This window comes from Bradyrhizobium sediminis (assembly GCF_018736085.1).
Taxonomy (GTDB): domain Bacteria; phylum Pseudomonadota; class Alphaproteobacteria; order Rhizobiales; family Xanthobacteraceae; genus Bradyrhizobium; species Bradyrhizobium sediminis.
Genome location: NZ_CP076134.1, coordinates 4,352,076 through 4,376,322 on the forward strand (window position 1 = coordinate 4,352,076; position 24,247 = coordinate 4,376,322).

Consider the following 24,247-nt stretch of genomic DNA (forward strand, 5'->3'; position numbering starts at 1 on the left):
GGCTGACACCGCGATATACTTGCCAAAGTCAAATAATTAATTGATAATGGCAAGTATCGAGGTGTGTGATGTCCCCAAACGATTTCGACGGCCAGGTCGCTGCGATCCGCGGTTTCAGCCGCTTCTACACCCGCAAGCTCGGCATCATCGAGCCGAAGCTGCTGCATAGTTCTTTCACCCTGCAGGAGGCGCGCATCCTCTACGAGATCGCGCATCGCCCCGCCTGCACCGCAACCGACTTGACCCGCGACCTCGGCCTCGATCCCGGCTTCCTGAGCCGGACCCTGCAGGGGCTGCAGCGCCGTCAGATCGTGACGCGAAAGCCGTCGAAGGATGACGGCCGGGTCAACGAGCTCTCGCTGACCGCCAAGGGCCGCACCGCGCAAGCCGAACTCGAACGCCGCGCGCGCGAGGAGGTCGGCACACTGCTCGCGGGACTGGATGCCGCGCAGCGCGCGGCCATCGTGGGCGCGATGACCACGATCGAGCAGACGCTGGAGCGGCCCGCGGAAAAGCCGGCCGTCTTCATCCTGCGCAGCCACCGTCCCGGCGACATCGGCTGGGTGATCTCCAGCCAGGCACAGGCCTATGCCGAGGAATATGGCTGGGACATCAGTTACGAGGCCCTGGTCGCCGAGATCTGTGCGCAGTTCATCAGGAGCTATGATCCCTCGCGCGAGCATTGCTGGATCGCCGAGGCAAGCGGCGAGCGCCTCGGCTCGGTCTTCCTGGTGAACGGCGGCGATGACGTCGCCAAGCTGCGGCTATTGCTGGTGGAGAAAGAAGCGCGCGGACTCGGCGTCGGCCGCGCGCTCGTCGAGCAATGCGTCCGCTCGGCGCGCGAGAAGGGCTACCAGGAGATGACGCTGTGGACGCAGAGCATCCTGGTCGCCGCGCGCGGCATCTATCAGGCCGTGGGTTTCCGTCGCGTCAAGGAAGAGCCGCACCACAGCTTTGGCGTCGATCTCGTCGGCGAGACCTGGGAGATGAAGCTGTAGCTTCCAACCCGTCATTCCGGGGCGGCTCGCAGAGCCGAACCCGGAATCTCGAGATTCTCCGATGTGCAGTGCACATCTGAGGTCTGATCCTTCGGACCATCCCGGAATGACAGAGCTCGTTAAACCGACGCGCCCTTGGCCTTCGGCCGCCGCAGATGCTCGTCCAGCCGCGGCATGATCTCCACGAAATTGCAAGGACGCGTGCGGTAATCGAGCTGCGGGGCCAATATGCCGTCCCAGCCGTCGCGGCAGGCGCCCGGCGATCCCGGCAGGCAGAAGATATAGGTGGCGCCGGCGACGCCCGCGGTGGCGCGGCTCTGGATCGTCGAGGTGCCGATCTTGGCGTGGCTCAGCATGTGAAAGGCGATGGAAAAGCCATCCATCCGCTTCTCGAACAAGGGCTCGATCGCCTCCGGCGTGACGTCGCGGCCGGTGAAGCCGGTGCCGCCGGTGGTGATGATGACGTCAATGCCGGGATCGGCGATCCATCGCCTGACGATGCCGCGGATCGCCTCGACGTCGTCGGTCGTGATCTCGCGCGCCGCCAGCCTGTGACCGGCCGCGGTCAACCGGTCCGCCAGCGTGGTCCCGGACTTGTCATCCGCCAGCGACCGGGTGTCGGAAACCGTCAGCACCGCGATGTTGAGCGGGATGAATTGTTTTGTTTCGCCGATCGAGGACATTCGCGAGCTCTCATCCGTCATTCCGGACAGGCCACGAAGTGGACTGATCCGGAATCTCTTTAACACCAGATTCCGGGTTCGCGTCATCCAAGTCGGCTGTCGCCGACTTGGACAATGTTATTGCCGAACTCGGGTAGACCCGAGTTCGGTTGGCGCGCCCCGGAATGACGCATCCGTTACAGCGCTCCCGCCGCGAACGTATTGCAGGCCTGCACCGTACCCTGCTGGTAGCCGGTCATGAACCACTTCTTTCGTTGCGCGGCGGAGCCGTGGGTGAAGGAATCCGGCACCACCCTGCCGGTGGCCTGCCGCTGCAGCGTATCGTCGCCGATCGCGGACGCCGTGGTCAGCGCCGCATCGATGTCGCCGGCTTCCAGGAAGCCCGGACGTTTCTTTTCCTCGCGGTTGACCCAGACGCCGGACAGGCAATCGGCCTGCAGCTCGACCTTGACCTGCAGCGCATTGGCTTCCGCCTTGTTGCCGGCCTGGTCCTGCAGCCGCGTCACGCGCGGCAAGATGCCGAGCAGGTTCTGGATGTGGTGTCCCGCTTCATGGGCGACGATGTAGGCCGCGGTGAATTTGCAGGCGTTGCCCGAGCAGCCGCGGAACCTGGTCTCGACCTGGCGGAAGAATGCCGTGTCGAGAAAGATCTGCCTGTCGGGCGGGCAGTAAAACGGCCCCATCGCCGACTGCGCCATGCCGCAGCGCCCGCCATTGGTGGCGTTGCGGAACAGCACGATGCGCGGGCCCTTGTAGGCTTGCCCGCCGGCCTTGAAGATTTCGTCCCAGCGATCGTCGATCTCGCCGAGCACGCCGGCGATCATGCTGCCCATCTCATCGGTCGGCGCGCCGGTTTTCGCCGGACCGGACCTGCGATCGCTTTGATAGCTCGGCGCCTGGCCGCCGCCGGTGAGAATTTCCGCGCCGCCGATCAGTATTCTCGGATCGATACCGAAGGCGTAGCCGAGAAGGCCGAGCACGATGACGGTGCCGATGCCGAGCCCGCCGCCGCCCATCGGCAGGCCGAAGCCGCCGCCACCGCCGCCCATTCCGCCGCCGTCGTCGCCGCGACGGTCCTCGATGTCGTCGCTGCGGCGGAAATCATCGTAACGCATGGCGGTTTTTCCTCATTCCGGCCTGCCGGCGGCGAACCCGCCGGTCCCAGACGCGGCAGACGTAGAATTTCCATTCCGTTAATCAATAACCCGCCCGGCAATTATTGCCTAGTGGGACAGGGCCGCACACCGCCGCTCAATCTCGAGCGAAGCCATTATCGATTAAGTCGATTTTTACTTTGCCCGGTCAATGTATCGCCAGTCGGTTGTTTAGTCCCGCGTCGCCGACAGCGTCGCCTGAGTCAGAGTAATTGAGTCATGGTTGTGTCGCGTCGCGGGGCGTCTGCAAGGGCGCCCCGCACTAAATTCGAGTCCCCGTCGAGTGCTCGTATCGTCGTCGGCGATTGCGTCGCCGAGATGTCGAAGCTTCCGTCAGGCTCCGTCGATCTGGTGTTCGCAGATCCGCCTTACAACCTGCAGCTCAAGGGCGACCTCAAGCGTCCCGACGAGTCGCATGTCGACGCCGTCAACAACGATTGGGACAAGTTCTCCTCCTTCGCCGCCTATGACGATTTCACCCGCGCCTGGCTGCTCGCCTGCCGCCGCGTCATGAAACCGTCGGCGACGCTGTGGGTGATCGGCTCCTACCACAACATTTTCCGCGTCGGCGCGATCATGCAGGACTTGGGATTCTGGGTTCTCAACGACATCGTCTGGCGCAAGACCAATCCGATGCCGAATTTCCGCGGCCGCCGCTTCACCAATGCGCACGAGACCATGATCTGGGCCGCGCGCGACGAGAAGGCCAAGGGCTATACCTTCAACTACGAGGCCCTGAAGGCCGCCAACGAGGACGTGCAGGCGCGTTCCGACTGGCTGATTCCGCTGTGCACCGGCGAGGAACGCCTCAAGGGTTCGGACGGCAAGAAGGTTCACCCGACGCAGAAGCCGGAAGGCCTGCTGGCGCGGGTGCTGCTGTCGTCCTCGAAGCCCGGCGATCTCGTGATCGACCCGTTCAACGGCACCGGCACCACGGGCGCCGTGGCAAAGCGTCTCGGCCGCCGCTACATCGGCTTCGAGCGCGACCAGACCTATGCCACCGCGGCCGAAGCGCGCATTGCCGCCGTCGAACCGCTGCCGGAAGCAACACTGGCGCCATTCATGACCGCGCGCGACGCCCCGCGCGTGGCGTTTTCCGAACTGATCGAGCGCGGCATGATTTCGCCCGGCACCAGACTGGTCGATTCCAAAAAGCGCCACGGTGCGCTGGTCCGCGCCGACGGCGCCATCATGCTGGGCGACAAGGTCGGCTCGATCCACCGCATCGGCGCGGTGGCGCAGGGCTCCGGCGCCTGCAACGGCTGGACCTTCTGGCACGTCGAGACCAACAAGGGCCTCAAGCTGATCGACGAGCTGCGCGCCGAAATCCGCTCCGGGATGGCGGCGGGCTAGTTCGCCCGGACGCCCGATTGGTCCCGCTGCGGCTCAAGCCGCCCGCGCAAGCCCGCTACGCCGCGCGAGACCCGGTCTGATCGACCAGGGTTCCCCTGGCATGATCCAGATAGGTCCTGATCTCCTGCGTCAGCAGGCCGGATTGCGACGAAAGGTTGCCCGACGCGGCCGTGGTCGATGTCGCAAGTTGCTCGGTACTGGCAGCGATCTGCGCCAGCGCCTGAATATTGGCGGCGATCTCGCCGACTACCGCGAACGCGCTGTCGATATTGCGCGCGATGTCGGCCGTCGCATGCGCCTGTGCTTCGGACGTCCCGGCGACCTTGCCGGTAATATCGTTCACTTCCGCGATCACGGAGCCGATTTCGGTGATCGAGACGCCGACGCGGTCGGCGGCGGACTGCACCTGTCCGACCTGCGCCTCGATTTCGGCGGTAAAATTCGCGGTCTGGGTCGCCAGCGCCTTGACCTCGTGGGCGACGACGGCGAAGCCGCGCCCAGCATCGCCCGCCCGCGCCGCCTCGATCGTCGCATTCAGCGCCAGAAGGTTGGTCTGGCTGGCGATCGCGTTGATCGACTTGACCACCTCGCTGATGCGCGCGGCGACATCCTTCAACACATCGACGCTGCCGGCGGCGTCGGCCACGCGCTCGCCGGCGCGTCCGGCGATTTCCACGGAACGCTGAATGTCGGCGCCGACGTCGCGTGCATTCGAGGACAGTCCCGCCGTCGCCGACGCGACCGACTGCATGTTGGAAGCCGCCTGTTCGGACGCCGCGGCAATCGAGGTTATGCGTTCGCGCGTGGTCGATGCGCCGGTGCGCAGATCGCCGGCGGTCCCGCCCATTGCCGCGGCTCCGTCGTCCAGCGCGGAGACGATCGAACTGACGCTGCCTTCCAGCTCGGCGGTCTGGCGCTCGAATTGCCTGATGCGGGCTTCAATGCTGACGGTGGCGCTATTGATGGTGTTGGCGCCCTGCAGCAGCGCACCATGAAGCCCGCCGGGCAGGATACGCCGGAAGTATCTGTTGTGATGCACGGCGTCCATCGCCGCAGTCGCCTCACGGACGAACGCATCGCAGCCGTCGATCATGTCGTTGACCAGCCCGAGCAGCTCGGCCATGCCGTCATTTTCCGGAATCGAAAGAATGCGCGCTTCGAAGTCGCCTGCGGCAATCCGCTCGCAAACCTCCTTCGCCTGCCGCGTCAGGCGCACGGTCCGGACGATCCAGAACATCGCCAGCCCCAAAGCGGCCATCGCGATGGCCTGCACTCCCAGCGCCGCGGCCAGGTAGCCGGACAGATGCAGAGCCGATGCGACGACCGATCCGCAAATCGCAACCGCGATGCTAAGCAGCGCTTTTGAGAGAGAATATAAGTTCTTCATAGGAGACTTTCTGCGAGGCGACGAAATCGGCCAGCGCCTTGTATCCGGCCGCGACCGCGTCTTTTCCGTTCGCGTGAGCGCGCTCGATCTTCAGCACTTCGGCATAGAGCGGCATGATCGCCGTCTCGAGCACCGCGCGGTCGGGAACCCGGCGGTTGGAGTGGTAACCGGTCATCGTGCCCTGGGCGTCGAACGACGGCGTCACATGGGCAAAGACCCAATAGTGATCGCCGTTGCTGGCCATGTTCTTGACGAAGGCGAATATCTCGCGGCGATCCTCGATGGTGTCCCACAGCAGGCGAAACACGCTGCGCGGCATATCGGGATGTCTCACGATGCTGTGCGGCTGACCGATCAACTGGGACGCGCGATAGCCGGCGACCCTGCAGAACACGCTGTTGGCGTAGGTCAGGCGACCCTTCAGATCTGTCTTCGAGACGATCAGCTCGGATGCCGAAAAAAAGATCTCGCGACCGCTCGGACTGACATGATGGGCCATCTTTGGCTTTCGATATCGCAATCATCAATGAATGCGCGCACCAAGAGCCCTAGAAACTTTGCCTGAATATTTCCTTAAGCTTCGGCAGTTCGACGGCAAAATCGCCGCAACCCAGCCATGCATATGCGACTCGATGGCCACGACATGTCGTCACGGCGAAACTTGAACGCAGGGCCAGTTCACGAACTCGTCGGTTGCGCATTCCGGAGAATTTGAGCATGGACACGACGTCCGCGGCATCGTCGCCGCGTTCCGGTCTTTCGCGACTAAAGAGCAACCAAAGGAGTCTTTCATGCTCAAATTCTACTTCAACGGATCGCCGAACCCGACCAAGGTTGCGCTCTTTCTCGAGGAAGCCGGCATCCCCTATCAGCCTGTCCCCGTCGACACCCGTGCCGGCGACCAGTTCAAGCCGGAATACCTCGCCGTCAATCCGAACGCCAAGGTGCCCGCCATCGACGACGGCGGCGTCAAGGTGTTCGACAGCAACGCCATCCTGCTCTATCTCGCCGAAAAGACCGGCAAGTTTCTGCCTGCGAATACGCCGGCCAACCGCGCCGAACTGCTGTCCTGGCTGATGTTTGTTGCCACCGGCGTCGGACCGTTCAGCGGCCAGGCCGTCCACTTCAGGCATTTCGCGCCGGAAAAGGTCGATTACGCCCATAACCGCTATCAGTTCGAGGCGCAGCGGCATTTCTCCATTCTCAACGACCATCTGGTCAAGCGCCGCTATATGGTCGGCGACACCTACACCATCGTCGACATGGACGTATGGGGCTGGGCCCGCATGATCCCGTTCATCATGGGCGAGGAAGCCTTCGCGAAATATCCCAATGTCAAGCGGCTGGTCGATGAAATCTCGGCACGGCCGGCGGCGAAGAAAGCGATCGCCTTGAAGGACAACTTCAAGTTCAAGGCGGAAATGGATGACGAGGCGCGCCGCAACATGTTCAGGCATCTTGCGGTGAAGGCCGCCTGATCGGCATAGCCACTGTCATTCCGGGACACGCGCGCACGCGCGTGGACCCGGAATCCGGAAGATCGAAGCGCGAGATTCCCCAACGCGCCAATTGGCGCGCCGGGGAATGACGCGAGCGAGCTCAACCCGCGGCTAGCTTGCGCTCTGCCGGAAACGGCCCGAGCACGCGTTCGACCAGCGCGGAATCGCAGTATTCCTTGATCTGCCTGATCCTGCCGTTCTCGACGCGCCAGACCATGCAATACTGGTTGTCGTAGCGCGGACCCGCCTTGGTGACGTTGTCGCCGCGGGCCTCGACCACGACATAATCTCCCTCGGCGATGAAATTGAACGCGACCGTCCGCGGCCGCACCGCAAGGAACGAGCGGAGATGGCCCATCAGGCCGTTCAGGATCGCCTCCCGCCCCTTGAATTCATGCGACCATGAATACTGGCCGGTGACGATCCAGCAGGCATCGTCGGCGAGATTGTCCGCGAAGGTGGTCCCGCTGCGATTGGCGGAATCCTCATAGACCTGTTGTACGAGTTTCTTGTTGGCTGCTGCACTCATGACGGCTCTCCATTGGTTGGCTGTGGCCAATCATGGCGCCCCGCATGACATTCTCCCAATCGATACTGAATATGATATATATTCATTTCATGAATTTGAACTCGCTTGACCTCAATCTGCTGGTCGCGCTCGAGGCGCTGCTGAAGGAAGCCAGTGTCAGCCGCGCGGCGATGCGGATCGGGCTGTCGCAGCCGGCCACCAGCCACGCCTTGCAGCGGCTGCGCGACCTCGTGGGCGATCCCCTGCTGGTACGATCGGGCGCGCGCATGGAGCTGACGCCGCGGGCGCAGGCCTTGCGCGGACCATTGGCGCAGGTGCTCGACCAGGTGCGCGGGCTGTTCATCCCGGACGATTTCGATGCCGCCAGCAGCGAGCGACACTTCCGCCTGATGATGCCGGACCTCGCGGTCGAACTGTTGATGCCGCCGCTGATGGAGAAGGTCACCAAGGCCGCGCCGAACGTAACCATCGACGTGGTGCCGTGGCGGGGACCGGCGATCTTCACCGCCGAATTCGCCCGCACCATCGACCTCGTGATCTCGATCGGCGACGCGTTCGGCGGATTTCACCGCCAGCGGCTCTACACCGACAGCGACGCGCTCGCGGTGCGGCGCGGCCACCCTGTTGGAACAAAACTGAAGCGGCGCGACGCGTTCCTGGACGCGCGGCATGTCGCCGTTGTCATCCGCGGCCAGAGCGAAGACCTGATCGACGGCTGGCTGCGGGCCAAGGGCATCGAACGGCGGATCGCGCTGGTGGTATCAGGCTATATCGAGGCGCTGCACGTCACCGCGCGCACCGATCTCGTCGCCTTCGTGCCGCGCCGCCTGATCGGAGCGCTCGCCAAGCAATTGTCGCTGATATCGGTGACGCCGCCGCTCGATCCCGGGATCGACGAGCAGTTCATGTTCTACCCGACCCGCGCCCAGATGGACCCCGGCTCGATCTGGCTGCGCAACATCATGCTCGGGATCGGCCGCGAGATGGAGCGCGAGAAGCGGAAGGCGGCGTAGGGTTCACCGCTTTATCAACGTCATTGCGAGCGAAGCGAAGCAATCCATACTGCAGCCCGCGGAAAAATAGATTGCTTCGTCGCGAGCCTGTCATCGGGCGCGCGTTCGCGCGACCCGTTGGCTCCTCGCAATGACGCAGAATTTCCTGATTAGGCCTTCTCCTCGGCCAGCACTTTTTGCACCGCCGCCCGCTCCGACATCCGCTTGCGGTGATCCGCCACCTTCGGCAGATCAGCGAGATCGACGCTGTCGCCCTCGAGCCACAGCGCGATCGTAAACAGATAGGGATCGCAGATCGTATACTGCTCGCCCATCACCCACGGCCCTTTCAGCATGTCGCGCTCGATCAGCGCGAAACTGGCGCCCATGGTCTCCGGCACCTTGAGCTTCATGTCGGCGAAGGAGGATTCTTCGGTGGCCCAGCGGTGGCCACGCATCTTGTGGGCATGCGCCACATGCACCGTCGAACACAGATAGCTGTTGAAGGACTGCGCCTGGGCAAAGGCGAAGGCGTCATCGAACGGCGCCAGCCTGGCCTGCGGAAAGCTCTGCGCGATGAAGGCGAGCATCGCCGGCGTCTCGGTCAGGATGCCGCGATCCGTCACCAGCGCCGGCACGCGCCCCTTGGGATTGACCTTGAGATATTCCGGGCTGTTCTGCTGGTTGCTTTTGAAATCGAGCCGCTCGGTCGTGTAGGCGGCGCCGGCCTCCTCCAGGGCGATATGCGAAGCGAGCGCGCAAGTGCCGGGGGCATAATAGAGTTTGAACATGTTAATCCTCTTGGCCGGAGCCGGACGTTAGCGGCACGCCGTTGAACGGTCCACCCCGGCCGGCCAGCCTCTTTCGCAGTTGCCCCCTGCCCTCCCGCATGCCATGACGCCCCCCGGTAACAGGGGCGTAATCATGACGGTTCTCATCGCCGGCGGCGGCATCGGCGGGCTGACGCTAGCCCTCAGCCTGCATCAAATCGGCGTTCCCGCCAAAGTCTTCGAGAGCGTGTCCGAACTGAAGCCGCTCGGGGTCGGCATCAACGTGCTGCCACATGCCGTGCGCGAACTGGTCGAACTCGGCCTGCTCGACAAGCTCGATGCGTCAGGCGTGCGCACCAAGGAACTCGCGTATTTTTCCAAGCACGGCAAGCCGATCTGGAGCGAGCCGCGCGGCATCGAGGCCGGCTACAGATGGCCGCAATTCTCGATCCATCGCGGCACGCTGCAGCAGATCCTGCTCGACGCCGCGACCGAACGGTTAGGGCCTGCGAACATCCTCACCAGCCATCATCTCAATGGCTGGACCGAGACGCCGGACGGCGTCCGCGCCGACTTCATCGACAAGGCCACCGGCAAGCCGGCCGGCAGCCATGACGGCGCGATCCTGATCGCAGCCGACGGCATCCACTCCGCGATCCGCGAAAAGCTCTATCCGCAGGAAGGTCCGCCGATCTGGAACGGACGCATCCTGTGGCGCGGCGTCACCGCGTCGGACGCGTTTCTCTCCGGCCGCACCATGATCATGGCCGGCCACGAGATCCTGAAATTCGTCTGCTATCCGATTTCCAAGCAGGCCGACGCATCCGGCAAATACCAGATCAACTGGGTCGCCGAGCGGCACATGCCGCCGACCTACCAATGGCGGCGGGAGGACTACAACCGCACCGCCAGGCTGGAGGAATTCCTGCCGTGGTTTGCGGACTGGAAGTTCGACTGGCTCGACGTGCCCGGCCTGATCCGCAACTGCTCGCACGCCTACGAGTATCCGCTGGTCGACCGCGATCCGATCCCGCAATGGACGTTCGGCCGCGTCACCTTGATGGGCGACGCCGCGCATCCGATGTACCCGATCGGCTCCAACGGCGCCTCGCAGGCGATTCTCGATGCCCGCGTGCTGACCCGCGAAATTCTGGCGCAAGGCCCTACCAACGCCGCGCTGCTCGCCTATGAGGCCGAGCGGCGGCCCGCGACCACCGATCTCGTCCTGCTCAACCGGCGCAACGGGCCCGAGCAGGTGATGCAGCTGGTCGAGGAGCGCGCGCCCGACGGCTACAACGTCGTCACCGACGTATTGTCGCTGAAGGAACTGGAAGACATCGCCGCCAATTACAAGCGCGTCGCCGGCTTCCAGGTCGAGGGCCTCAACGCCAAGCCGCCGATCGTGACGGTGCCCGCCGGGGCGACCCGGGCCAGCGCGGTCTAGACGATTCCACCGGCGGCCACCTCGAGGTGCTCGCGCCTGATGGCCTTGGCGGCCTCGACCAGCCGCGCGCTCGCGGTTGAAGTCGCGAGCACGGTGCCGTCCCCGGCCATCAACCTGCCCTCGACGAACGCGACGGTCTTGCCGAGTTGCGTCACGCTCGCCTCGCCGACGATCGGCCCCGGTTTGGCCGGGGCGAGGAAATTGACGGTCATGGTGATGGTCGCGGTGTAGAGCCTGCCCTCGGTCATGTTGAAGACCGCCGGCCCCATGGTGTCATCGAGCATGGCGGAGAGGATGCCGCCCTGGACGAAACCGGCGGGATTGCAGAACTCTTTCTTGCCGTCAAAGCCGATCCGCACCCACCCCTCGCTGGGGCGCGCATCGAGCAGGTGCCAGCCGAGCAGCTTCGAGGACGGCGGGGCGGTGAGATGGTCGAGTGCGGTTGCGATCATGGGAGCCTCCGTTTGGCTCCGTCCTAACGCAGGCCTGCTGACAGCATGGTGTCAGCAGGATGCACTCTTTAGGTTCGAACCTCGCCTTGTGATCCGTGCCGATGCCAGCCTATCGTTGCGGCCATGGGAAAAATGCCGGCACCAACACCGCATCGATACAAGAACCGAAGCAAGGTCTGGCTCTATGATGGACCAGGCGGCTGGCATTTCGTCACGCTGTCCGGCAAGCAATCAAGCGAGATCGCCTTTCTCGCAGCACATTCCAAGAGCGCGTGGGGCTCGATCCGTGTGATCGCGACGGTCGGCCGAACGAGTTGGAAAACGTCGATCTTCCCGGACAAGAAATGCGGGGCCTACCTCCTCCCTCTCAAGGCCGCGGTCCGGATCAAGGAGAAAATCGCGACGGGCGATACCGTCGCGGTTACGATCGAACTCCAGGCGTAGCACCGCCCCGATGATTGCGATCCGCGTGCGGCGATCGATCGCCCAGCCCGTGCGCGATCACCTTGCGCATGACATTGGGCAGCGCCTCGTCGTCCAGCGTCGCAACCGGCACCCAGCGCATGCCCGCAGGTGCCCGCGCGCGCGCCGGCGCCGCGGCGGTGTAGACCGCCAGTTCCAGCGGAAAATGCGTGAAGACATGGGTGACCACCCCTGCCTTGCGATGCCAGCGCGCGATGCCTTTCAGCTCGGGCGCCTGCTTCAGCGCCGTCCTGTCGTCCTGCGCAGCGCGCCAGTCCGAGCCCGGCACCTCGGTCATGCCGCCGAGCAGGCCTTTTTCGGGGCGGGTGCGGACCAGCAGCCGATCGCCGCGCGTGACGACGAAGGCCGCGCCCCGGCGCAGCGCCCCGGCCTTCTTCGGCGCCTTGCGCGGAAAGCTCTCCTGATCGCCGCGCACACGCGCCGCGCAGTCGTCGTTCAACGGGCATAATGCGCAGGCCGGCTTCTTCGGCGTGCAGATCGAGGAACCGAGATCCATCAGCGCCTGCGCGCTATCCCCGGCACGAGAATTCTCGCCGCCGCCGCGCGACTCCATTTCGTCCGCTCCAAGCAGCGTCGCCGCCAATTTCTGGATCAGCGGCTTGGCCTGCGGCAGCGGCTCCTCGACTGTGAACAGCCGCGACACCACGCGCTCGATATTGCCGTCGACCGGCATGGTCCTGCGGCCGAAGGCGATCGCCGATATCGCCGCCGCGGTGTAAGGCCCGATGCCCGGCAATGATCGCAAACCTTGTTCGGTATCGGGAAACGCACCGCCGTGATCGCGCAGCACCGTCACCGCGCAGGCGTGCAGATTGCGCGCGCGGGAATAATAGCCGAGCCCGGCCCACATCCGCAGCACCTCGTCCAGCGACGCGCTTCCGAGCGCCGCGATATCGGGCCAGCGCGCCAGGAATTTCTCGAAATACGGCCCGACGGTCTTGACGCCGGTCTGCTGCAGCATGATTTCCGACAGCCAGACGGAATAGGGATCGGCGCGCTCGCCCGCCGGCGGCCGCCACGGCAGCCGGCGGCGATGGCGGTCGTACCATTCGAGCAGCCGCATGGGACGGCCGGCTGCCTCATTCGCCACCGGCTGATTTTTCGTTTTCGCGCTGGCCAGGGAATTCATGAGGACAGCTTTAGTACGGAGCCACTGGTTTCTCCACGTCATGCCCGCGCTTGTCGCGGGCATCCACGTCTTTCTTCCTGTCGTCGCTCAAAGACGTGGATGGCCGGGTCATCTAGCGCGAAGACGCGCTTCGCGCTTTTGCCCGGCCATGACGGCGAGTGAGTTCCGCCCCCGCCATTCACGGTGCTATAAGACCCCATGGCACGCCTATCAAAACCCGGCCCGATCAGCGCCAAGCCGTTGTCCGTCCTGCTCAGCGACGTGTTTTCCGACGCCTATGCCAAGCAGGGGTTTGCGGCGCGCGAACTGGTGACGCGCTGGTCGGAAATCGCCGGCCCCGAGGTCGCGGCCCATTCCGAGCCACTGAAAATCCAGTGGCCGCGGCCGGTGGAGGGGCAACCGCAGGAACCGGCGACGCTGGTGCTGCGCGTGGAGGGCCCGATGGCCCTGGAAATCCAGCACGCCTCCGACGTCATCCTGCAGCGGGTCAACCGCTTCTTCGGCTGGAGCGCGGTGGGGCGGCTGGCGCTGCGGCAGGCGCCGTTGTCCCGCCGGGACCGGCCCAGGGCCCCCCGCGCCCCGGACCCCGCGTCGGTGGCGAAAGTCGCGGAAACCCTGGCTTCGGTCGAGGACGAGGAATTGCGGGCCGCACTGGCGCGGCTCGGCGCGTCGATCAAGCGAAATTGAGCCTCTGGTCCGGTCCGGGAATCGCGGCGCGCCATTGCCACAATTGTGGTTTCAAGCTAGCGAACACCTTCCTTTGGTTCTTCGGGCGTGAACGCGCCAATCCGGGAGCAAACCGTTGATCATTACGCGCCGCGCCTTCACCACCGCCCTGTCGCTGACCGGGCTCAGCCTCGTCGCCGGGCTTTCGCCGCTGCACCTGATCAGCGACGCGATGGCGCAAAGCGCCTCGGACGTCGCCAAGCCGCAATCGCTGCCGGACATGGTGCTCGGCCCGGCCACCTCCCCGGTGACGATCACCGAATATGCCTCGATGACCTGTGGGCATTGCGCGAATTTCAACGAAACCGTGTTCCCGAAGATCAAGTCGGAATTCATCGACACCGGCAAGATCCGCTACGTGTTCCGTGAATTCCCGCTCGACATCAAGGCCGCGGCGGGCTCGATGCTGGCGCGCTGCATCGCCAATGGCGACTCCGGGAAATACTTCGCCGTCGTCGACATGCTGTTCAAGCAGCAGAACGATTGGGTGATGAAGAACACCGCCGAAACCCTGACCCGGATCGGCAAGCAGGCCGGGCTCAGCCAGCAGGCGGTCGAGACCTGCCTCAAGGACCAGGCGCTGCTCGACAAGATCGCCGCCGACCAGAAATTCGCCAGCGAGGTGCTGAAGGTCAATTCGACGCCGACCTTCTTCATCAACGGCGAAATGCTCAAGGGCGGGACCTCGTTCGAGGAATTCGACAAGCGGATCAAGTCGCTGCTGAAGAGCTGACTCTTGCGCTACCGCGAGCCACGACCTATCTGGCTCGCATAACCCCTGAAAAGCCGCTAACCCGCTGCAAAACCCTTGGGAAAAGCCCCGGGCGGCGGTTGCCCAAAGGCCCCGGCCTCGCCATTGTTGCGGGGCATAAGAGCCGCAAAAGGCGACTCGCCCACACACCGACATTGCCTTCTATGGTATTGTCACGGCAGGGAGATTCGCGCCCTGCCAACAGAGAATCGCGTCCATGAAACTGACCCGCCTCCGCCTCCACGGTTTCAAGTCGTTCGTTGAACCCACCGACTTCGTGATCGAATCCGGCCTCACCGGCGTAGTCGGACCGAACGGCTGCGGCAAATCGAATCTGGTCGAGGCGCTGCGCTGGGCGATGGGCGAGACCTCGCACAAGTCGCTGCGCGCCGCCGACATGGACGCGGTGATCTTCGCCGGTTCCGGCAACCGTCCGGCGCGCAACCACGCCGAAGTGGTGATGACGATCGACAACACCGATCGCTCGGCGCCCGCGGCCATCAACGACCGCGAGATCCTGGAAGTCTCCCGCCGCATCGAGCGCGAGGCGGGCTCGGTCTATCGCATCAACGGCCGCGACGTCCGCGCCCGCGACGTTCAAATTTTGTTTGCCGACGCCGCTACCGGCGCGCGTTCGCCGGCGCTGGTTCACCAGGGCAAGATCGGCGAGATCATTCAGGCCAAGCCCGAACAGCGCCGCCGGGTGCTGGAGGACGCCGCCGGCGTCGCCGGGCTGCATGCCCGCCGCCATGAGGCCGAATTGCGCCTGAAGGCCGCGGAAACCAATCTCACCCGCGTCGAGGATGTGGTCGGACAGCTGGCCGGCCAGATGGATGGCCTGAAGAAGCAGGCCCGGCAGGCGATCCGCTACCGCGAGGTCGCGGCCAAGGTGCGCAAGGCCGAGGCCATGCTGTTCCATTTGCGCTGGCTCGACGCCAATGCCGGCGTCGCGGAAGCCTCCCAGACCCACGATCTCAGCGTCCGCGAGATGGCCGAGCGGACCCGCGAGCAGGCCGAAGCGGCCCGTATCCAGGCGATCCGCGCCTCCGAACTGCCGGCGCTGCGCGAGGGCGAAGCCCGCGCCGCGGCCGGGCTGCAGCGGCTCACCAATGCCCGCGAGCAGCTCGACCGCGAGGAAGAGCGCGCGAAGGAACGCGTCGCCGAGCTCGACCGCCGGCTGACGCAGTTTTCGGCCGACATCGCCCGCGAACAGCAGCAGACCTCCGACGCGGAAGTGGCGTTGCAGCGGCTCGATGCCGAAGACTCCGAATTGAAGGAAGAGATCAAGTCGCGCGTCGAAAAGCGCAGCGGCGTCGATGAACGCGTATCCGAGGCCGAAGCGACGCTGGCCGCGGCCGAACGGCTGTTCGCCGAACTCACCACCGTGCTCGCCGACCTCACCGCCAAGCGCAACCAGCTCGAGGGGAACGTGCGGACCCATCGCGACCGGCTGGCGCGGCTGGATCAGGAGATCGCCAGCGTCGCGAGCGAGGAGCAGAAGCTCGCGCAGGAAACCAGCGGGCTCGGCGACCTCGCAGAACTCGCCGGCGTCATGGAGACCGCGCAGCAGAGCCTGGCGCAGTCCGAAGCCGCCGCCCAGGGCAGCGAGGCCGCCCATATCGCGGCGCGGCAAAAGCTGGAAGCTTCCCGCGCGCCGCTCAACGAGGCCGACAAGCGCGTGCAGCGGCTCGAGACCGAAGCCCGCACCATCTCGAAACTCGTCAACGGCGAGACCAAGAATCTGTGGCCGCCGATCATCGACGGCGTCACCGTCGCCAAGGGCTATGAAAAGGCGCTCGGCGCCGCGCTGGGCGACGATCTCGATGCGCCGGTCGATCCGTCGGCGCCGATGCGCTGGACCAATTCCGGGGTGACCGAAGGCGATCCGGCGCTGCCTGCGGGCGTCGAACCGCTCGCCGCCCATGTCGACGCGCCTTCCGAGCTGACGCGCCGGCTCGCGCAGATCGGCGTCGTGCCGAAGGAACGCGGCGCGGAACTGGTGTCGCAACTGAAGACCGGCCAGCGGCTGGTGTCGCCGGAAGGCGACGTCTGGCGCTGGGACGGTTTCGTCGCCGCCGCCCACGCCCCGACCGGCGCCGCGCGGCGTCTCGCCGAGCGCGCGCGGCTGGTCGATATCGAGAACGAGCTCGAACAGGCCCGCATCGACGCATCAGCCAAGCGTCAGGCCCTGGAAACCGCCGAAGCCGAGCTGAAGATGGCTTCGTCGGCGGAAGCCGCCGCGCGCGAAGCCTGGCGCGCCGCGCAGCGCGAGGCCGATGCCGCGCGCGAGCGCCATGCCGCGACCGAGCGCGAGATCAACCGCCACGCCGCGCGGAAGTCGGCGCTGACCGAAGCCCACAGCCGCCTCAACGCCGACCGCGCCGAGGCCGAGAGCGCGCATGAGAGCGCCAATGCGGCGCTCAACGAATTGCCGCCAAGCCTCGAGACCGAAACCAGGCTTGCCACGGTGCGCACCGAGATCGAGGGCCACCGCCGCCTCGCGGCGCAGGTCCGGGCCGAGGCGCAGGCGCTGGCGCGCGAGGCGGAACTCGCCGACCGCCGCGTGCAGGCGATCCTTTCCGAACGCAACGAATGGCAGAACCGCAAAGCCAGCGCGGCCACCCACATCGCCACCATCGAAGCCCGCGTCACCGAGGTCACCGCCGAGCGCGCCGAACTCGACAACGCGCCCGCATTGTTCGCGGAAAAACGCCGTGCGCTGATCAGCGAAATCGAGCAGGCCGAAACCGCCCGCCGCGTCGCTGCGGACGCGCTGGCCGCCGCCGAGAGCCTGATGGCGGAAACCGACCGCGCCGCCAAGATTTCGCTGGAGGCGCTGTCGAGCGCGCGCGAGGCCTGCGCCCGCGCCGAAGAGCGCATGGACGGCGCCAGGCGCCGGCTCGCCGATATCGAGCGTGAAATCCACGACATGCTGGAAGTCGAGCCGCACGCCGTGGCCGGTCTCGCCGAGATCGAGCCGGGCGCGGAGTTGCAGCCGCTCCCCGAGATCGAGGAAAACCTCGAAAAGCTGCGCCGCGACCGCGAGCGGCTGGGCGCAGTCAATCTGCGCGCCGAGGAAGAGCTGCGCGAGGTCGAGGCCCAGCACACCGCGCTGACCACCGAGCGCGACGACCTCGTCGAAGCCATCAAGCGGCTGCGCCAGGGCATCCAGAGCCTCAACCGCGAGGCGCGCGAGCGGCTGTTGACCTCGTTCGAGACCGTCAACAGCCATTTCAAGCGGCTGTTCGTGGAACTGTTCGGCGGCGGCGAAGCCGCCCTGCACCTGATCGAGAGCGACGATCCGCTCGAGGCCGGCCTCGAGATCATCGCCAAGCCGCCCGGCAAGAAGCCGCAGACGCTGTCGCTATTGTCCGGCGGCGAGCAGGCGCTGACCGCGCTGGCGCTGATCTTCGCGGTGTTCCTCACCAACCCGTCGCCGATCTGCGTGCTGGACGAAGTCGACGCGCCGCTCGACGACCACAACGTGGAGCGGTTCTGCAACCTGTTGCACGAGATGACGTCCTCGACCGAGACGCGCTTCATCATCATCACGCACAACCCGATCACGATGGCGCGGATGAACCGGCTGTTCGGCGTCACCATGGCCGAGCGCGGCGTGTCGCAGCTGGTCTCGGTCGGCCTCGACGACGCGGTGAAGATCCTCGACCAGAACGTGGCGTGAGCTTTTCGTTTGATTGTCATTCCGGGGCGGCGCACCGCGCCGAACCCGGAATCTCGTTCGTTTAGCTCGAGATTCCGGCTCTCGCGCTTCGCGCGATGCCGGAATGACGTGCATACAACGGCATGCGATGACCGCTCCCGACCTTCCAGCCGAACTGAAAGCCGCGCTCGACGCCAGGCTGCACGGGCTGTCGCGCACCGACGCCGCCGCACGCGCCGGCGTCATCTCGCGCACCTATCGCGACGGTGGCGGCTCCGGCGCGATCCGGTCCGAAACCGATGCGCTTGCCTATGCGCTGGCACGCATGCCCGCGACCTACGCCGCGGTGACGGCGAGCCTGAACGCGCTGCGCGAGATCACGCCTCACTTTGCGCCCAAGAGCCTGCTCGATGTCGGCGCCGGGCCGGGTACGGCGAGCTGGGCCGCGGCGGAAGCGTTTCCGTCGCTGCAGAGTTTTTCCCTGCTCGATGCCAACAACGCACTGCGCGCGCTGGCGCTGGATCTCAGCCGCGGCAGCACCCGCCTGCGCGACATCAATTACCAGCGCGGCGAGGCCGGCGCCGCGCTGGCTGAGGCCGAGGCCGCCGACCTCGTGGTGGCGAGCTATATGATCGGCGAAATCAGCGAAAGCGAACGCAGCGCGCTCGCCATGCGGATGTGGGCAAAGACCCGCGATACGCTAGTGGTGGTCGAGCCCGGCACGCCGGCAGGCTATGCGCGCATCATGACGCTGCGGCAACAACTGATCGCTGCGGGCGCGCATGTCGCGGCGCCCTGCCCGCATGACGGCCAATGTCCGCTGCTGGCGCCGGACTGGTGTCACTTCACCCAGCGCCTGCCGCGCTCGCGCGCGCATAAACAACTCAAATCCGCAGAACTTCCCTATGAGGACGAAAAATTTTCTTACCTGGCGCTGACGCGCGCTGCGGTCGCGCAGCACCCCGCCCGCGTGCTGGCGCAGCCGGATGTCACCAAGATCGCCGTAACGGCAAGACTCTGCACGGATCGCGGCGTTATCAGCGCCGTCGCGCCGCGACGCGACAAGGCCCGCTATGCGCGCTTTCGAAAATACAATTGGGGCGGCGCCGTCTTCGATGACGGCCCGCCCTCGGCGGAATAATCCCAACGCTCCGGCGTTTGTCTAAGCGACGCATCCGCGTCTCCAACACGCTTCATCAGGAGTAGAGCTGCAATGTCCAGGATATCAGCCGCAATAGCGGCTTTGACTTTCATTCTCGCATCATCGGCGGCATCGGCGCAGGCGCTGAAGACGGCCGACACGCCGAAGGGCAGGACGTTCGTCGATGCCAAGGGCATGACGCTCTATACCTTCGACAAGGACGCCGGCGGCAAGTCGATGTGCAACGGTCCCTGCGCCGAGAACTGGCCGCCGCTGGCGGCCGCCGACGACGCCAAGCCGGCCGCCGACATGACCATCGTGGTCCGCGACGACGGCAAGAAGATGTGGGCCTACAAGGGCAAGCCGCTCTACACCTTCAAGAAGGACATGGCCGCCGGCGACACCAACGGCGACGGCTTCCTGAACGGCGCCTGGCACATGGCAAAGCCGTAATCGGGAAAATCGACCGCGATCGACCCTGCCCATGGCAGGGAGGCGATGGCCGCCTCCCTGCCATGCGGCACAAAGCCGTCCCGGCGCTTGAACTTACCCCACTCCCAAAGCGACCAACCCGGGCGGCCCCCTATCGGGGCCGCAGACGTGCGCCCATCTTTCATCTAGGCTGCGCGCCGGTCGTTTCATCAGGAGTCACGGGTCATGTCATCGGGCTGGATTGTTCTCGGCATTATCGTCATCATCGTTCTTTTCGCGCTCGGCGCGTATAACCGCCTGGTCGCGCTCAGCCAGCGCGTCGGCCAGTCCTTTGCCGACATCGACGTGCAGCTCAAGCAGCGCCACGACCTGATCCCGAATCTGGTGGAAACCGTGAAAGGCTATGCCTCGCACGAGCGCGGCACGCTCGACGACGTGATCAAGGCCCGCAACAGCGCGATGGCGGCGCACGGACCGGGACAGGTTGCGGCCGCCGAAAACCAGCTCAGCGGCGCGCTCGGCCGGCTGATCGCGCTGTCGGAGGCCTATCCGGACCTCAAGGCCAACGCCAACTTCCAGCAGCTGTCGGGCGAACTGTCCGACCTCGAAAACAAGATCGCCGCCAGCCGCCGTTTCTTCAACAACGCGGTCCAGGAATACAACACCGGCATCCAGCAGCTGCCCGCGGCACTGTTCGCCGGCATGTTCGGCTTCACCAAAAAGGAATTCTTCGATCTCGGCACCTCCAGGACCGAAGTCGAGGCGGTGCCGACGGTCAAGTTCTGAGGTGACAAGAATCTCTCCCCGTCATTCCGGGGCGTCGCAACGCGACGAACCCGGAATCTCGAGATTCCGGGTTCGATGCTGCGCATCGCCCCGGAATGACACTCTTTAGTGGAATAGCCGGCTATGGCCGCGTACGGTCTTTACACGCACATCGCGTCGAACAAGTTTCGTTCGATGCTGCTGCTCGCCGGGCTGTTCCTGCTGATCTACGTGCTGGTCTATGCCGGCGCGCTGGTCGCGGAAGTGCTGATCGACGGCAACCGGCCGGCCGACTACTACCTGATGGCCGCCTCGCGCGACCTGGTGAAGGCGTTTCCCTATGCCACCGTCGCGGCCGCGCTGTGGATCGTGATCGCCTATTTCTTCCACCAGAACATGATCGACGCCGTCACCGGCGGCGAGGACGTGACGCGGAAGCAGCAGCCCCGGCTCTATAATCTCCTGGAAAACCTCTGCATCTCCCGCGGCATCCCGATGCCGAAACTGAAGATCATGGAAAGCGACGCGCGGAACGCGTTCGCGACCGGGCTCAACCGTCGGCAATATGCCGTCACCGTCACCACGGGGCTGTTGAGGGCGCTGAACGACAAGGAAATCGAGGCCGTGCTCGGCCACGAGCTCACCCATATCCGCAACGGCGACGTGCAGCTGATGGTGGTCGCGGTGATCATCGCCGGCGTGGTCGGCTTCTTCGGCGAGCTGTTCTTCCGGATGTTCACCAACCTGAGCTGGAACTCCTCGGGCGGATCGTCATCCTCGTCGTCCTCATCATCCTCGTCCTCCTCGGACAGCAACAGCAAGGGCGGCGGCGGCGCGGTCATTGTCATCATCATCGCGGTGGTGCTGATCCTGCTGGCCTGGCTGTTGTCGCAGGTGGTGAAGCTGGCGCTATCGCGGTCGCGCGAGCTGCTCGCCGACGCCGGGTCGGTCGAACTGACCAAGAACCCCGACGCCATGATCTCGGCGCTGCGCAAGATCGAGAACCGGGGCGAGCTTCCCGGTGCGACCTCGGCGGTGATGGAATTGTGCATCGACAACCCGCGCGAGGGCTTCGCCGACCTGTTTGCGACCCATCCTTCCGTAGATTCCCGGGTGCAGGCGCTGGTGCAATTCGCCGGTGGCCGCGATCCCGGGCCGCTGGCCCTGCCCTCGGAGGATACCGAAGAGGAGCCGGAGGATCGGCCCGAAGGCCCAGCCAACCGGGAAGCCCCGCCGCCGCTGCCGTCCGGGCCGTGGCGCGATGCCAAGGACCCCGCCGCCGCCGCCTCGCAAGGCGCATCACAGGGCCCTTGGGTCAATCCGGCCGGTCCGTGGGGCCGCCGGCACTGACGGCCGGGCCCTCGCAGCGGGCTAACTGCCCCGGCCAGAGACCGCCCCGCCATGGCGATTAACGACGCCGGCAGGATTTAACCCTAACGGCGGTCTAATGAATTGAATTCCCCCTTGTTTCTGCCATGTTCGCGCCCAAAGCAGGGTGGGACGTACCGATCGCTCCCGCGATCGGGCCATTGGGACATGATCCGGAGCCGGCAGCGGTTTTCCCGAACAGACGGCTTGGTTTGTTCTAGGATCAGGCCCCAATGAAAAATGGCGCGTAAGGGCAGTTCATGACGAAGCCGGTAGTGATCGTGGTAGGTGCGGACAAGGGCGGGGTCGGCAAGACCACGGTGTCGCGGACCTTGCTGGACTATTTTTCCGCCAACAACGTCCTCACCCGGGCCTTCGATACCGAATCGCCGCGCGGCACGCTGAAGCGCTTCCACCCCGACATCACCGAGATCGTCGACATGACGACGACATCGGACCAGATGAAGATCTTCGACACCCTGAACGCGGGCTCCTCCGTGACCGTGATCGACGTCCGCGCCGGCCTGCTGTCGCCGGCGCTGGCCTCGTTGCGCGACATCGGCTTTCTCGATGCCGCCAAGTCCGGCCAGATCACCTTCGCCGTGTTCCATATCCTGGGACCCTCGATCGCCTCGCTGGACGAGATCGCCGAGACCGCCAATTTCATGCAGGGCGCGAAGTACTTCCTGGTGAAGAACTTCATCAACGACACCCAGTTCTTCCAGTGGGACCAGGCGACCTACAATTCCTATTTCCACCGCATCAAGGACGCCACCGAGCTCACCATCCCCAAGCTCAACGAAATGGCCTATGAGCAGGTCGAGGTCGCCTCGGTGCCGTTCCTCAAATTCGTGGCCAACAAGGGCACGCATGACGAGGCCGCGAACTATTCGTTCGTGCTGCGCGGCTATGTCCGCCACTGGCTGGCCAATGTCTGGAGCGAGTTCGACCGCATCAAGCTGACCGACCTGGTCGGCTCCGGCAAAGCCACCGCGCGCGGCGAAAAATAATTGCGCATGGGATGCTATTTGGCTGGATTAGGCGCCGAATTCGCCTGATATAGCGCCAATGCACCGCACGGCCGTCTACATCATCTGCTCGCCCCGTCCGCTGGTCGGCAAGACGCTGATCGCGCGGCTACTGACCGAATACCTGCTGCTGAAGCACGGCGCGGTCGCGGCATTCGACATCAACCTGAAAGAGCCGTCGCTGCTGGAATTCCTTCCCGGGGTCACCGAGACCGCCGAGGTCGACGATACCTTCGGCAAGATGCAGTTGATGGACCGCCTGATCGTCAATGACGGCGTCGCCAAGGTGATCGACCTCGGCTTTCACGCCTTCGACGAGTTCTTCAAGATGACCGGGGAAATCGGCTTCATGAAGGAGGCGGCGCGGCGCGGCGTCTCGCCGGTCATCCTGTTCGTCGCCGATACCGACCGGGTCTCGGCCCGCGCCTTTCCGATATTGCAGCAGCAGATTCCGCCGACCGCGCTGGTGACCGTCGACAACGAGCATGTGGTGCGCGGCGAGCTGCCTGCAGCGATGGCCGGTGGCCGGGTGCTTCGCATCGCCGCGCTGCCGCCGTTCCTGAAGACCTATGTCGACCGGCTGACGTTCTCGTTCACGCAGTACCTGCGTAACGAGAAGGATTCATCGACCGAACTGCATCAATGGATCCGCGAGAACTACTTCAGCTTCCGCGAACTCGAACTGAATTTGTTGCTGCAGGGGTCGTAACTCGTCGCGATTGTTTGGTTACCATGAACCCGTCGTCCCCGCGCAAGCGGGACCCATACGCCGTGCCCCCACGTTAAGGCACGGATGCCGACGCCTTCCTAAACAACAAACGCCCGGGATTGCGGGTCCCTGCTTTCGCAGGGACGACGTAGGGAGAGTCTAGCGCGTTGCTAACTCAATGCCCATCGAACGCCATCAGCGTTCGCACCGGAACATCCATCGCCCGCAGTTTCGCCGCACCGCCGAGATCGGGCAGGTCGATGATGAAACAGGCGGCCACCACATCGGCGCCGATCTGGCGCAGCAGTTTGACAGCGCCCTCCGCGGTGCCGCCGGTGGCGATCAGGTCGTCGACCAGGATCACCCGCTCGCCCGGCTTGATGGCGTCGGCGTGCATTTCCATTTCGTCGATGCCGTATTCCAGCGAATAGGCGATGCGCACCGTGGTATGCGGCAACTTGCCCTTCTTGCGGATCGGCACGAAACCGGCCGAGACCTGATGCGCCACCGCGCCGCCGAGGATGAAGCCGCGCGCCTCGATCCCGGCGACCTTGTCGATCTTCGAACCGGCCCAGGGATCCACCAACTGATCGACCGCGCGGCGAAACGCGCGGGGATCGCCGAGCAGCGTGGTGATGTCGCGAAACAGGATGCCCGGCTTCGGGTAATCCGGAATGGTGCGGACGGTGGCCTTCAAATCGTGTTCAAAAGTCATCGGAGTTTTCTTTCCCTTCCTTCTCTTCCGTCATTGCGAGCCAACGGGTCGGCGCGACGCGCCGCCCGCAGGCTCCGC

Annotated in this window: 24 protein-coding genes; 15 read left to right on the forward strand and 9 right to left on the reverse strand. The window is 65.0% G+C overall.

Features of this window, described 5'->3' with window-relative positions:
• Positions 1-68 precede the first annotated feature (68 nt).
• A complete protein-coding gene (locus KMZ29_RS20895) occupies positions 69-998 on the forward strand; it encodes a bifunctional helix-turn-helix transcriptional regulator/GNAT family N-acetyltransferase (protein ID WP_215620994.1) in 930 nt (309 codons plus the stop codon).
• 119 nt (positions 999-1,117) lie between these two features.
• Here the strand turns inward: KMZ29_RS20895 and moaB are convergent, their stop codons facing one another.
• Positions 1,118-1,681 carry a molybdenum cofactor biosynthesis protein B gene (gene moaB / locus KMZ29_RS20900; protein WP_215620995.1) on the reverse strand — a complete coding sequence of 188 codons (564 nt, stop codon included), beginning with the start codon at positions 1,679-1,681 and terminating at the stop codon, positions 1,118-1,120.
• A gap of 176 nt (positions 1,682-1,857) precedes the next feature.
• On the reverse strand, positions 1,858-2,796 hold the full coding sequence (ypfJ, locus tag KMZ29_RS20905) for a KPN_02809 family neutral zinc metallopeptidase (protein WP_215620996.1): 939 nt from the start codon (positions 2,794-2,796) through the stop codon (positions 1,858-1,860).
• Between the two features lie 258 nt (positions 2,797-3,054).
• On the opposite strand from ypfJ, the gene KMZ29_RS20910 reads away from it, so the two are divergent.
• Positions 3,055-4,188: a site-specific DNA-methyltransferase gene (locus KMZ29_RS20910; protein ID WP_215620997.1), complete on the forward strand. Its 1,134-nt coding sequence runs from the start codon at positions 3,055-3,057 to the stop codon at positions 4,186-4,188.
• Between the two features lie 55 nt (positions 4,189-4,243).
• On the opposite strand, the gene KMZ29_RS20915 is transcribed toward KMZ29_RS20910, so the two are convergent.
• The gene (locus KMZ29_RS20915; protein WP_215620998.1) at positions 4,244-5,575 is read right to left on the reverse strand and encodes a methyl-accepting chemotaxis protein; all 1,332 of its coding nucleotides are present in this window, start codon (positions 5,573-5,575) and stop codon (positions 4,244-4,246) included.
• Complete coding sequence (locus tag KMZ29_RS20920; RefSeq protein ID WP_215620999.1) at positions 5,538-6,074, reverse strand: PAS domain-containing protein; 537 nt, start codon at positions 6,072-6,074, stop codon at positions 5,538-5,540. Before KMZ29_RS20920 ends, KMZ29_RS20915 begins: the two co-directional genes overlap by 38 nt.
• Positions 6,075-6,366: 292 nt before the next feature.
• Here KMZ29_RS20920 and KMZ29_RS20925 point away from each other — a divergent pair, with 292 nt between their 5' ends.
• Positions 6,367-7,053, forward strand: coding sequence for a glutathione S-transferase family protein (locus KMZ29_RS20925; RefSeq protein ID WP_215621000.1), 687 nt, complete (start codon positions 6,367-6,369; stop codon positions 7,051-7,053).
• A 121-nt stretch (positions 7,054-7,174) separates the two neighbouring features.
• Here the strand turns inward: KMZ29_RS20925 and KMZ29_RS20930 are convergent, their stop codons facing one another.
• Positions 7,175-7,603, reverse strand: coding sequence for a nuclear transport factor 2 family protein (locus KMZ29_RS20930; protein WP_215621001.1), 429 nt, complete (start codon positions 7,601-7,603; stop codon positions 7,175-7,177).
• Positions 7,604-7,692: 89 nt separating this feature from the next.
• Between KMZ29_RS20930 and KMZ29_RS20935 the strand changes: the two genes are divergently transcribed.
• Positions 7,693-8,616: a LysR family transcriptional regulator gene (locus KMZ29_RS20935; protein WP_215624354.1), complete on the forward strand. Its 924-nt coding sequence runs from the start codon at positions 7,693-7,695 to the stop codon at positions 8,614-8,616.
• 149 nt (positions 8,617-8,765) lie between these two features.
• On the opposite strand, the gene KMZ29_RS20940 is transcribed toward KMZ29_RS20935, so the two are convergent.
• Positions 8,766-9,386 (reverse strand): glutathione S-transferase family protein, encoded by a 621-nt coding sequence (locus KMZ29_RS20940; RefSeq protein ID WP_215621002.1) that lies wholly within the window; start codon positions 9,384-9,386, stop codon positions 8,766-8,768.
• A gap of 133 nt (positions 9,387-9,519) precedes the next feature.
• On the opposite strand from KMZ29_RS20940, the gene KMZ29_RS20945 reads away from it, so the two are divergent.
• Entirely contained in the window at positions 9,520-10,809 is a 1,290-nt protein-coding gene (locus KMZ29_RS20945; RefSeq protein ID WP_215621003.1) for a flavin-dependent oxidoreductase, read from the forward strand.
• Here the strand turns inward: KMZ29_RS20945 and KMZ29_RS20950 are convergent.
• A complete protein-coding gene (locus KMZ29_RS20950) occupies positions 10,806-11,261 on the reverse strand; it encodes a PaaI family thioesterase (protein ID WP_215621004.1) in 456 nt (151 codons plus the stop codon). The two genes, KMZ29_RS20945 and KMZ29_RS20950, sit on opposite strands and share 4 nt — an antisense overlap.
• 132 nt (positions 11,262-11,393) lie before the next feature.
• Between KMZ29_RS20950 and KMZ29_RS20955 the strand changes: the two genes are divergently transcribed.
• Positions 11,394-11,705: a DUF1905 domain-containing protein gene (locus KMZ29_RS20955; protein WP_215621005.1), complete on the forward strand. Its 312-nt coding sequence runs from the start codon at positions 11,394-11,396 to the stop codon at positions 11,703-11,705.
• Here KMZ29_RS20955 and KMZ29_RS20960 read toward each other — a convergent pair.
• Positions 11,683-12,873 (reverse strand): A/G-specific adenine glycosylase, encoded by a 1,191-nt coding sequence (locus tag KMZ29_RS20960; protein ID WP_215621006.1) that lies wholly within the window; start codon positions 12,871-12,873, stop codon positions 11,683-11,685. The genes KMZ29_RS20955 and KMZ29_RS20960 overlap by 23 nt on opposite strands.
• 198 nt (positions 12,874-13,071) lie before the next feature.
• Here KMZ29_RS20960 and KMZ29_RS20965 point away from each other — a divergent pair, with 198 nt between their 5' ends.
• The 9 genes from KMZ29_RS20965 to KMZ29_RS21005 all read left to right on the forward strand — a co-directional run bounded on the left by KMZ29_RS20965 (position 13,072) and on the right by KMZ29_RS21005 (position 23,454).
• Complete coding sequence (locus KMZ29_RS20965) at positions 13,072-13,560, forward strand: DUF721 domain-containing protein (RefSeq protein WP_215621007.1); 489 nt, start codon at positions 13,072-13,074, stop codon at positions 13,558-13,560.
• Positions 13,561-13,675: 115 nt separating this feature from the next.
• Positions 13,676-14,332, forward strand: a complete 657-nt coding sequence (locus KMZ29_RS20970; protein ID WP_215603169.1) for a DsbA family protein — start codon at positions 13,676-13,678, stop codon at positions 14,330-14,332.
• A 235-nt stretch (positions 14,333-14,567) separates the two neighbouring features.
• Complete coding sequence (smc, locus tag KMZ29_RS20975) at positions 14,568-18,032, forward strand: chromosome segregation protein SMC (protein WP_215621008.1); 3,465 nt, start codon at positions 14,568-14,570, stop codon at positions 18,030-18,032.
• A gap of 127 nt (positions 18,033-18,159) precedes the next feature.
• Positions 18,160-19,152 (forward strand): small ribosomal subunit Rsm22 family protein, encoded by a 993-nt coding sequence (locus tag KMZ29_RS20980; RefSeq protein ID WP_215624355.1) that lies wholly within the window; start codon positions 18,160-18,162, stop codon positions 19,150-19,152.
• Positions 19,153-19,224: 72 nt separating this feature from the next.
• Complete coding sequence (locus KMZ29_RS20985; protein WP_215621009.1) at positions 19,225-19,605, forward strand: COG4315 family predicted lipoprotein; 381 nt, start codon at positions 19,225-19,227, stop codon at positions 19,603-19,605.
• A gap of 204 nt (positions 19,606-19,809) precedes the next feature.
• Positions 19,810-20,370, forward strand: coding sequence for a LemA family protein (locus KMZ29_RS20990; RefSeq protein WP_215621010.1), 561 nt, complete (start codon positions 19,810-19,812; stop codon positions 20,368-20,370).
• Positions 20,371-20,493: 123 nt separating this feature from the next.
• A complete protein-coding gene (locus KMZ29_RS20995; protein WP_215621011.1) occupies positions 20,494-21,699 on the forward strand; it encodes a M48 family metallopeptidase in 1,206 nt (401 codons plus the stop codon).
• Between the two features lie 278 nt (positions 21,700-21,977).
• Positions 21,978-22,727 carry a P-loop NTPase family protein gene (locus KMZ29_RS21000; protein WP_215615197.1) on the forward strand — a complete coding sequence of 250 codons (750 nt, stop codon included), beginning with the start codon at positions 21,978-21,980 and terminating at the stop codon, positions 22,725-22,727.
• Between the two features lie 58 nt (positions 22,728-22,785).
• Positions 22,786-23,454: a hypothetical protein gene (locus tag KMZ29_RS21005; protein WP_215621012.1), complete on the forward strand. Its 669-nt coding sequence runs from the start codon at positions 22,786-22,788 to the stop codon at positions 23,452-23,454.
• A 175-nt stretch (positions 23,455-23,629) separates the two neighbouring features.
• On the opposite strand, the gene KMZ29_RS21010 is transcribed toward KMZ29_RS21005, so the two are convergent.
• On the reverse strand, positions 23,630-24,169 hold the full coding sequence (locus tag KMZ29_RS21010; RefSeq protein WP_215621013.1) for an adenine phosphoribosyltransferase: 540 nt from the start codon (positions 24,167-24,169) through the stop codon (positions 23,630-23,632).
• Between the last annotated feature and the right edge of the window lie 78 nt (positions 24,170-24,247).

Excerpts from the sequence above, each read along its gene's own strand:
- ypfJ (WP_215620996.1), bottom strand. The coding sequence starts at position 2,796 with ATGCGTTACGATGATTTCCGCCGCAGCGACGACATCGAGGACCGTCGC.
- KMZ29_RS20910 (WP_215620997.1), top strand. The coding sequence starts at position 3,055 with ATGGTTGTGTCGCGTCGCGGGGCGTCTGCAAGGGCGCCCCGCACTAAA.
- KMZ29_RS21010 (WP_215621013.1), bottom strand. The coding sequence starts at position 24,169 with ATGACTTTTGAACACGATTTGAAGGCCACCGTCCGCACCATTCCGGAT.
- KMZ29_RS20950 (WP_215621004.1), bottom strand. The coding sequence starts at position 11,261 with ATGATCGCAACCGCACTCGACCATCTCACCGCCCCGCCGTCCTCGAAG.
- KMZ29_RS20925 (WP_215621000.1), top strand. The coding sequence starts at position 6,367 with ATGCTCAAATTCTACTTCAACGGATCGCCGAACCCGACCAAGGTTGCG.
- KMZ29_RS20945 (WP_215621003.1), top strand. The coding sequence starts at position 9,520 with ATGACGGTTCTCATCGCCGGCGGCGGCATCGGCGGGCTGACGCTAGCC.
- KMZ29_RS20980 (WP_215624355.1), top strand. The coding sequence starts at position 18,160 with ATGACCGCTCCCGACCTTCCAGCCGAACTGAAAGCCGCGCTCGACGCC.
- KMZ29_RS20965 (WP_215621007.1), top strand. The coding sequence starts at position 13,072 with ATGGCACGCCTATCAAAACCCGGCCCGATCAGCGCCAAGCCGTTGTCC.
- KMZ29_RS20995 (WP_215621011.1), top strand. The coding sequence starts at position 20,494 with ATGGCCGCGTACGGTCTTTACACGCACATCGCGTCGAACAAGTTTCGT.
- moaB (WP_215620995.1), bottom strand. The coding sequence starts at position 1,681 with ATGTCCTCGATCGGCGAAACAAAACAATTCATCCCGCTCAACATCGCG.
- KMZ29_RS20990 (WP_215621010.1), top strand. The coding sequence starts at position 19,810 with ATGTCATCGGGCTGGATTGTTCTCGGCATTATCGTCATCATCGTTCTT.
- KMZ29_RS20955 (WP_215621005.1), top strand. The coding sequence starts at position 11,394 with ATGCCGGCACCAACACCGCATCGATACAAGAACCGAAGCAAGGTCTGG.
- KMZ29_RS21005 (WP_215621012.1), top strand. The coding sequence starts at position 22,786 with ATGCACCGCACGGCCGTCTACATCATCTGCTCGCCCCGTCCGCTGGTC.
- KMZ29_RS20985 (WP_215621009.1), top strand. The coding sequence starts at position 19,225 with ATGTCCAGGATATCAGCCGCAATAGCGGCTTTGACTTTCATTCTCGCA.
- KMZ29_RS20915 (WP_215620998.1), bottom strand. The coding sequence starts at position 5,575 with ATGAAGAACTTATATTCTCTCTCAAAAGCGCTGCTTAGCATCGCGGTT.
- smc (WP_215621008.1), top strand. The coding sequence starts at position 14,568 with ATGAAACTGACCCGCCTCCGCCTCCACGGTTTCAAGTCGTTCGTTGAA.
- KMZ29_RS20895 (WP_215620994.1), top strand. The coding sequence starts at position 69 with ATGTCCCCAAACGATTTCGACGGCCAGGTCGCTGCGATCCGCGGTTTC.
- KMZ29_RS20960 (WP_215621006.1), bottom strand. The coding sequence starts at position 12,873 with ATGAATTCCCTGGCCAGCGCGAAAACGAAAAATCAGCCGGTGGCGAAT.
- KMZ29_RS20940 (WP_215621002.1), bottom strand. The coding sequence starts at position 9,386 with ATGTTCAAACTCTATTATGCCCCCGGCACTTGCGCGCTCGCTTCGCAT.
- KMZ29_RS20930 (WP_215621001.1), bottom strand. The coding sequence starts at position 7,603 with ATGAGTGCAGCAGCCAACAAGAAACTCGTACAACAGGTCTATGAGGAT.
- KMZ29_RS20935 (WP_215624354.1), top strand. The coding sequence starts at position 7,693 with ATGAATTTGAACTCGCTTGACCTCAATCTGCTGGTCGCGCTCGAGGCG.
- KMZ29_RS21000 (WP_215615197.1), top strand. The coding sequence starts at position 21,978 with ATGACGAAGCCGGTAGTGATCGTGGTAGGTGCGGACAAGGGCGGGGTC.
- KMZ29_RS20920 (WP_215620999.1), bottom strand. The coding sequence starts at position 6,074 with ATGGCCCATCATGTCAGTCCGAGCGGTCGCGAGATCTTTTTTTCGGCA.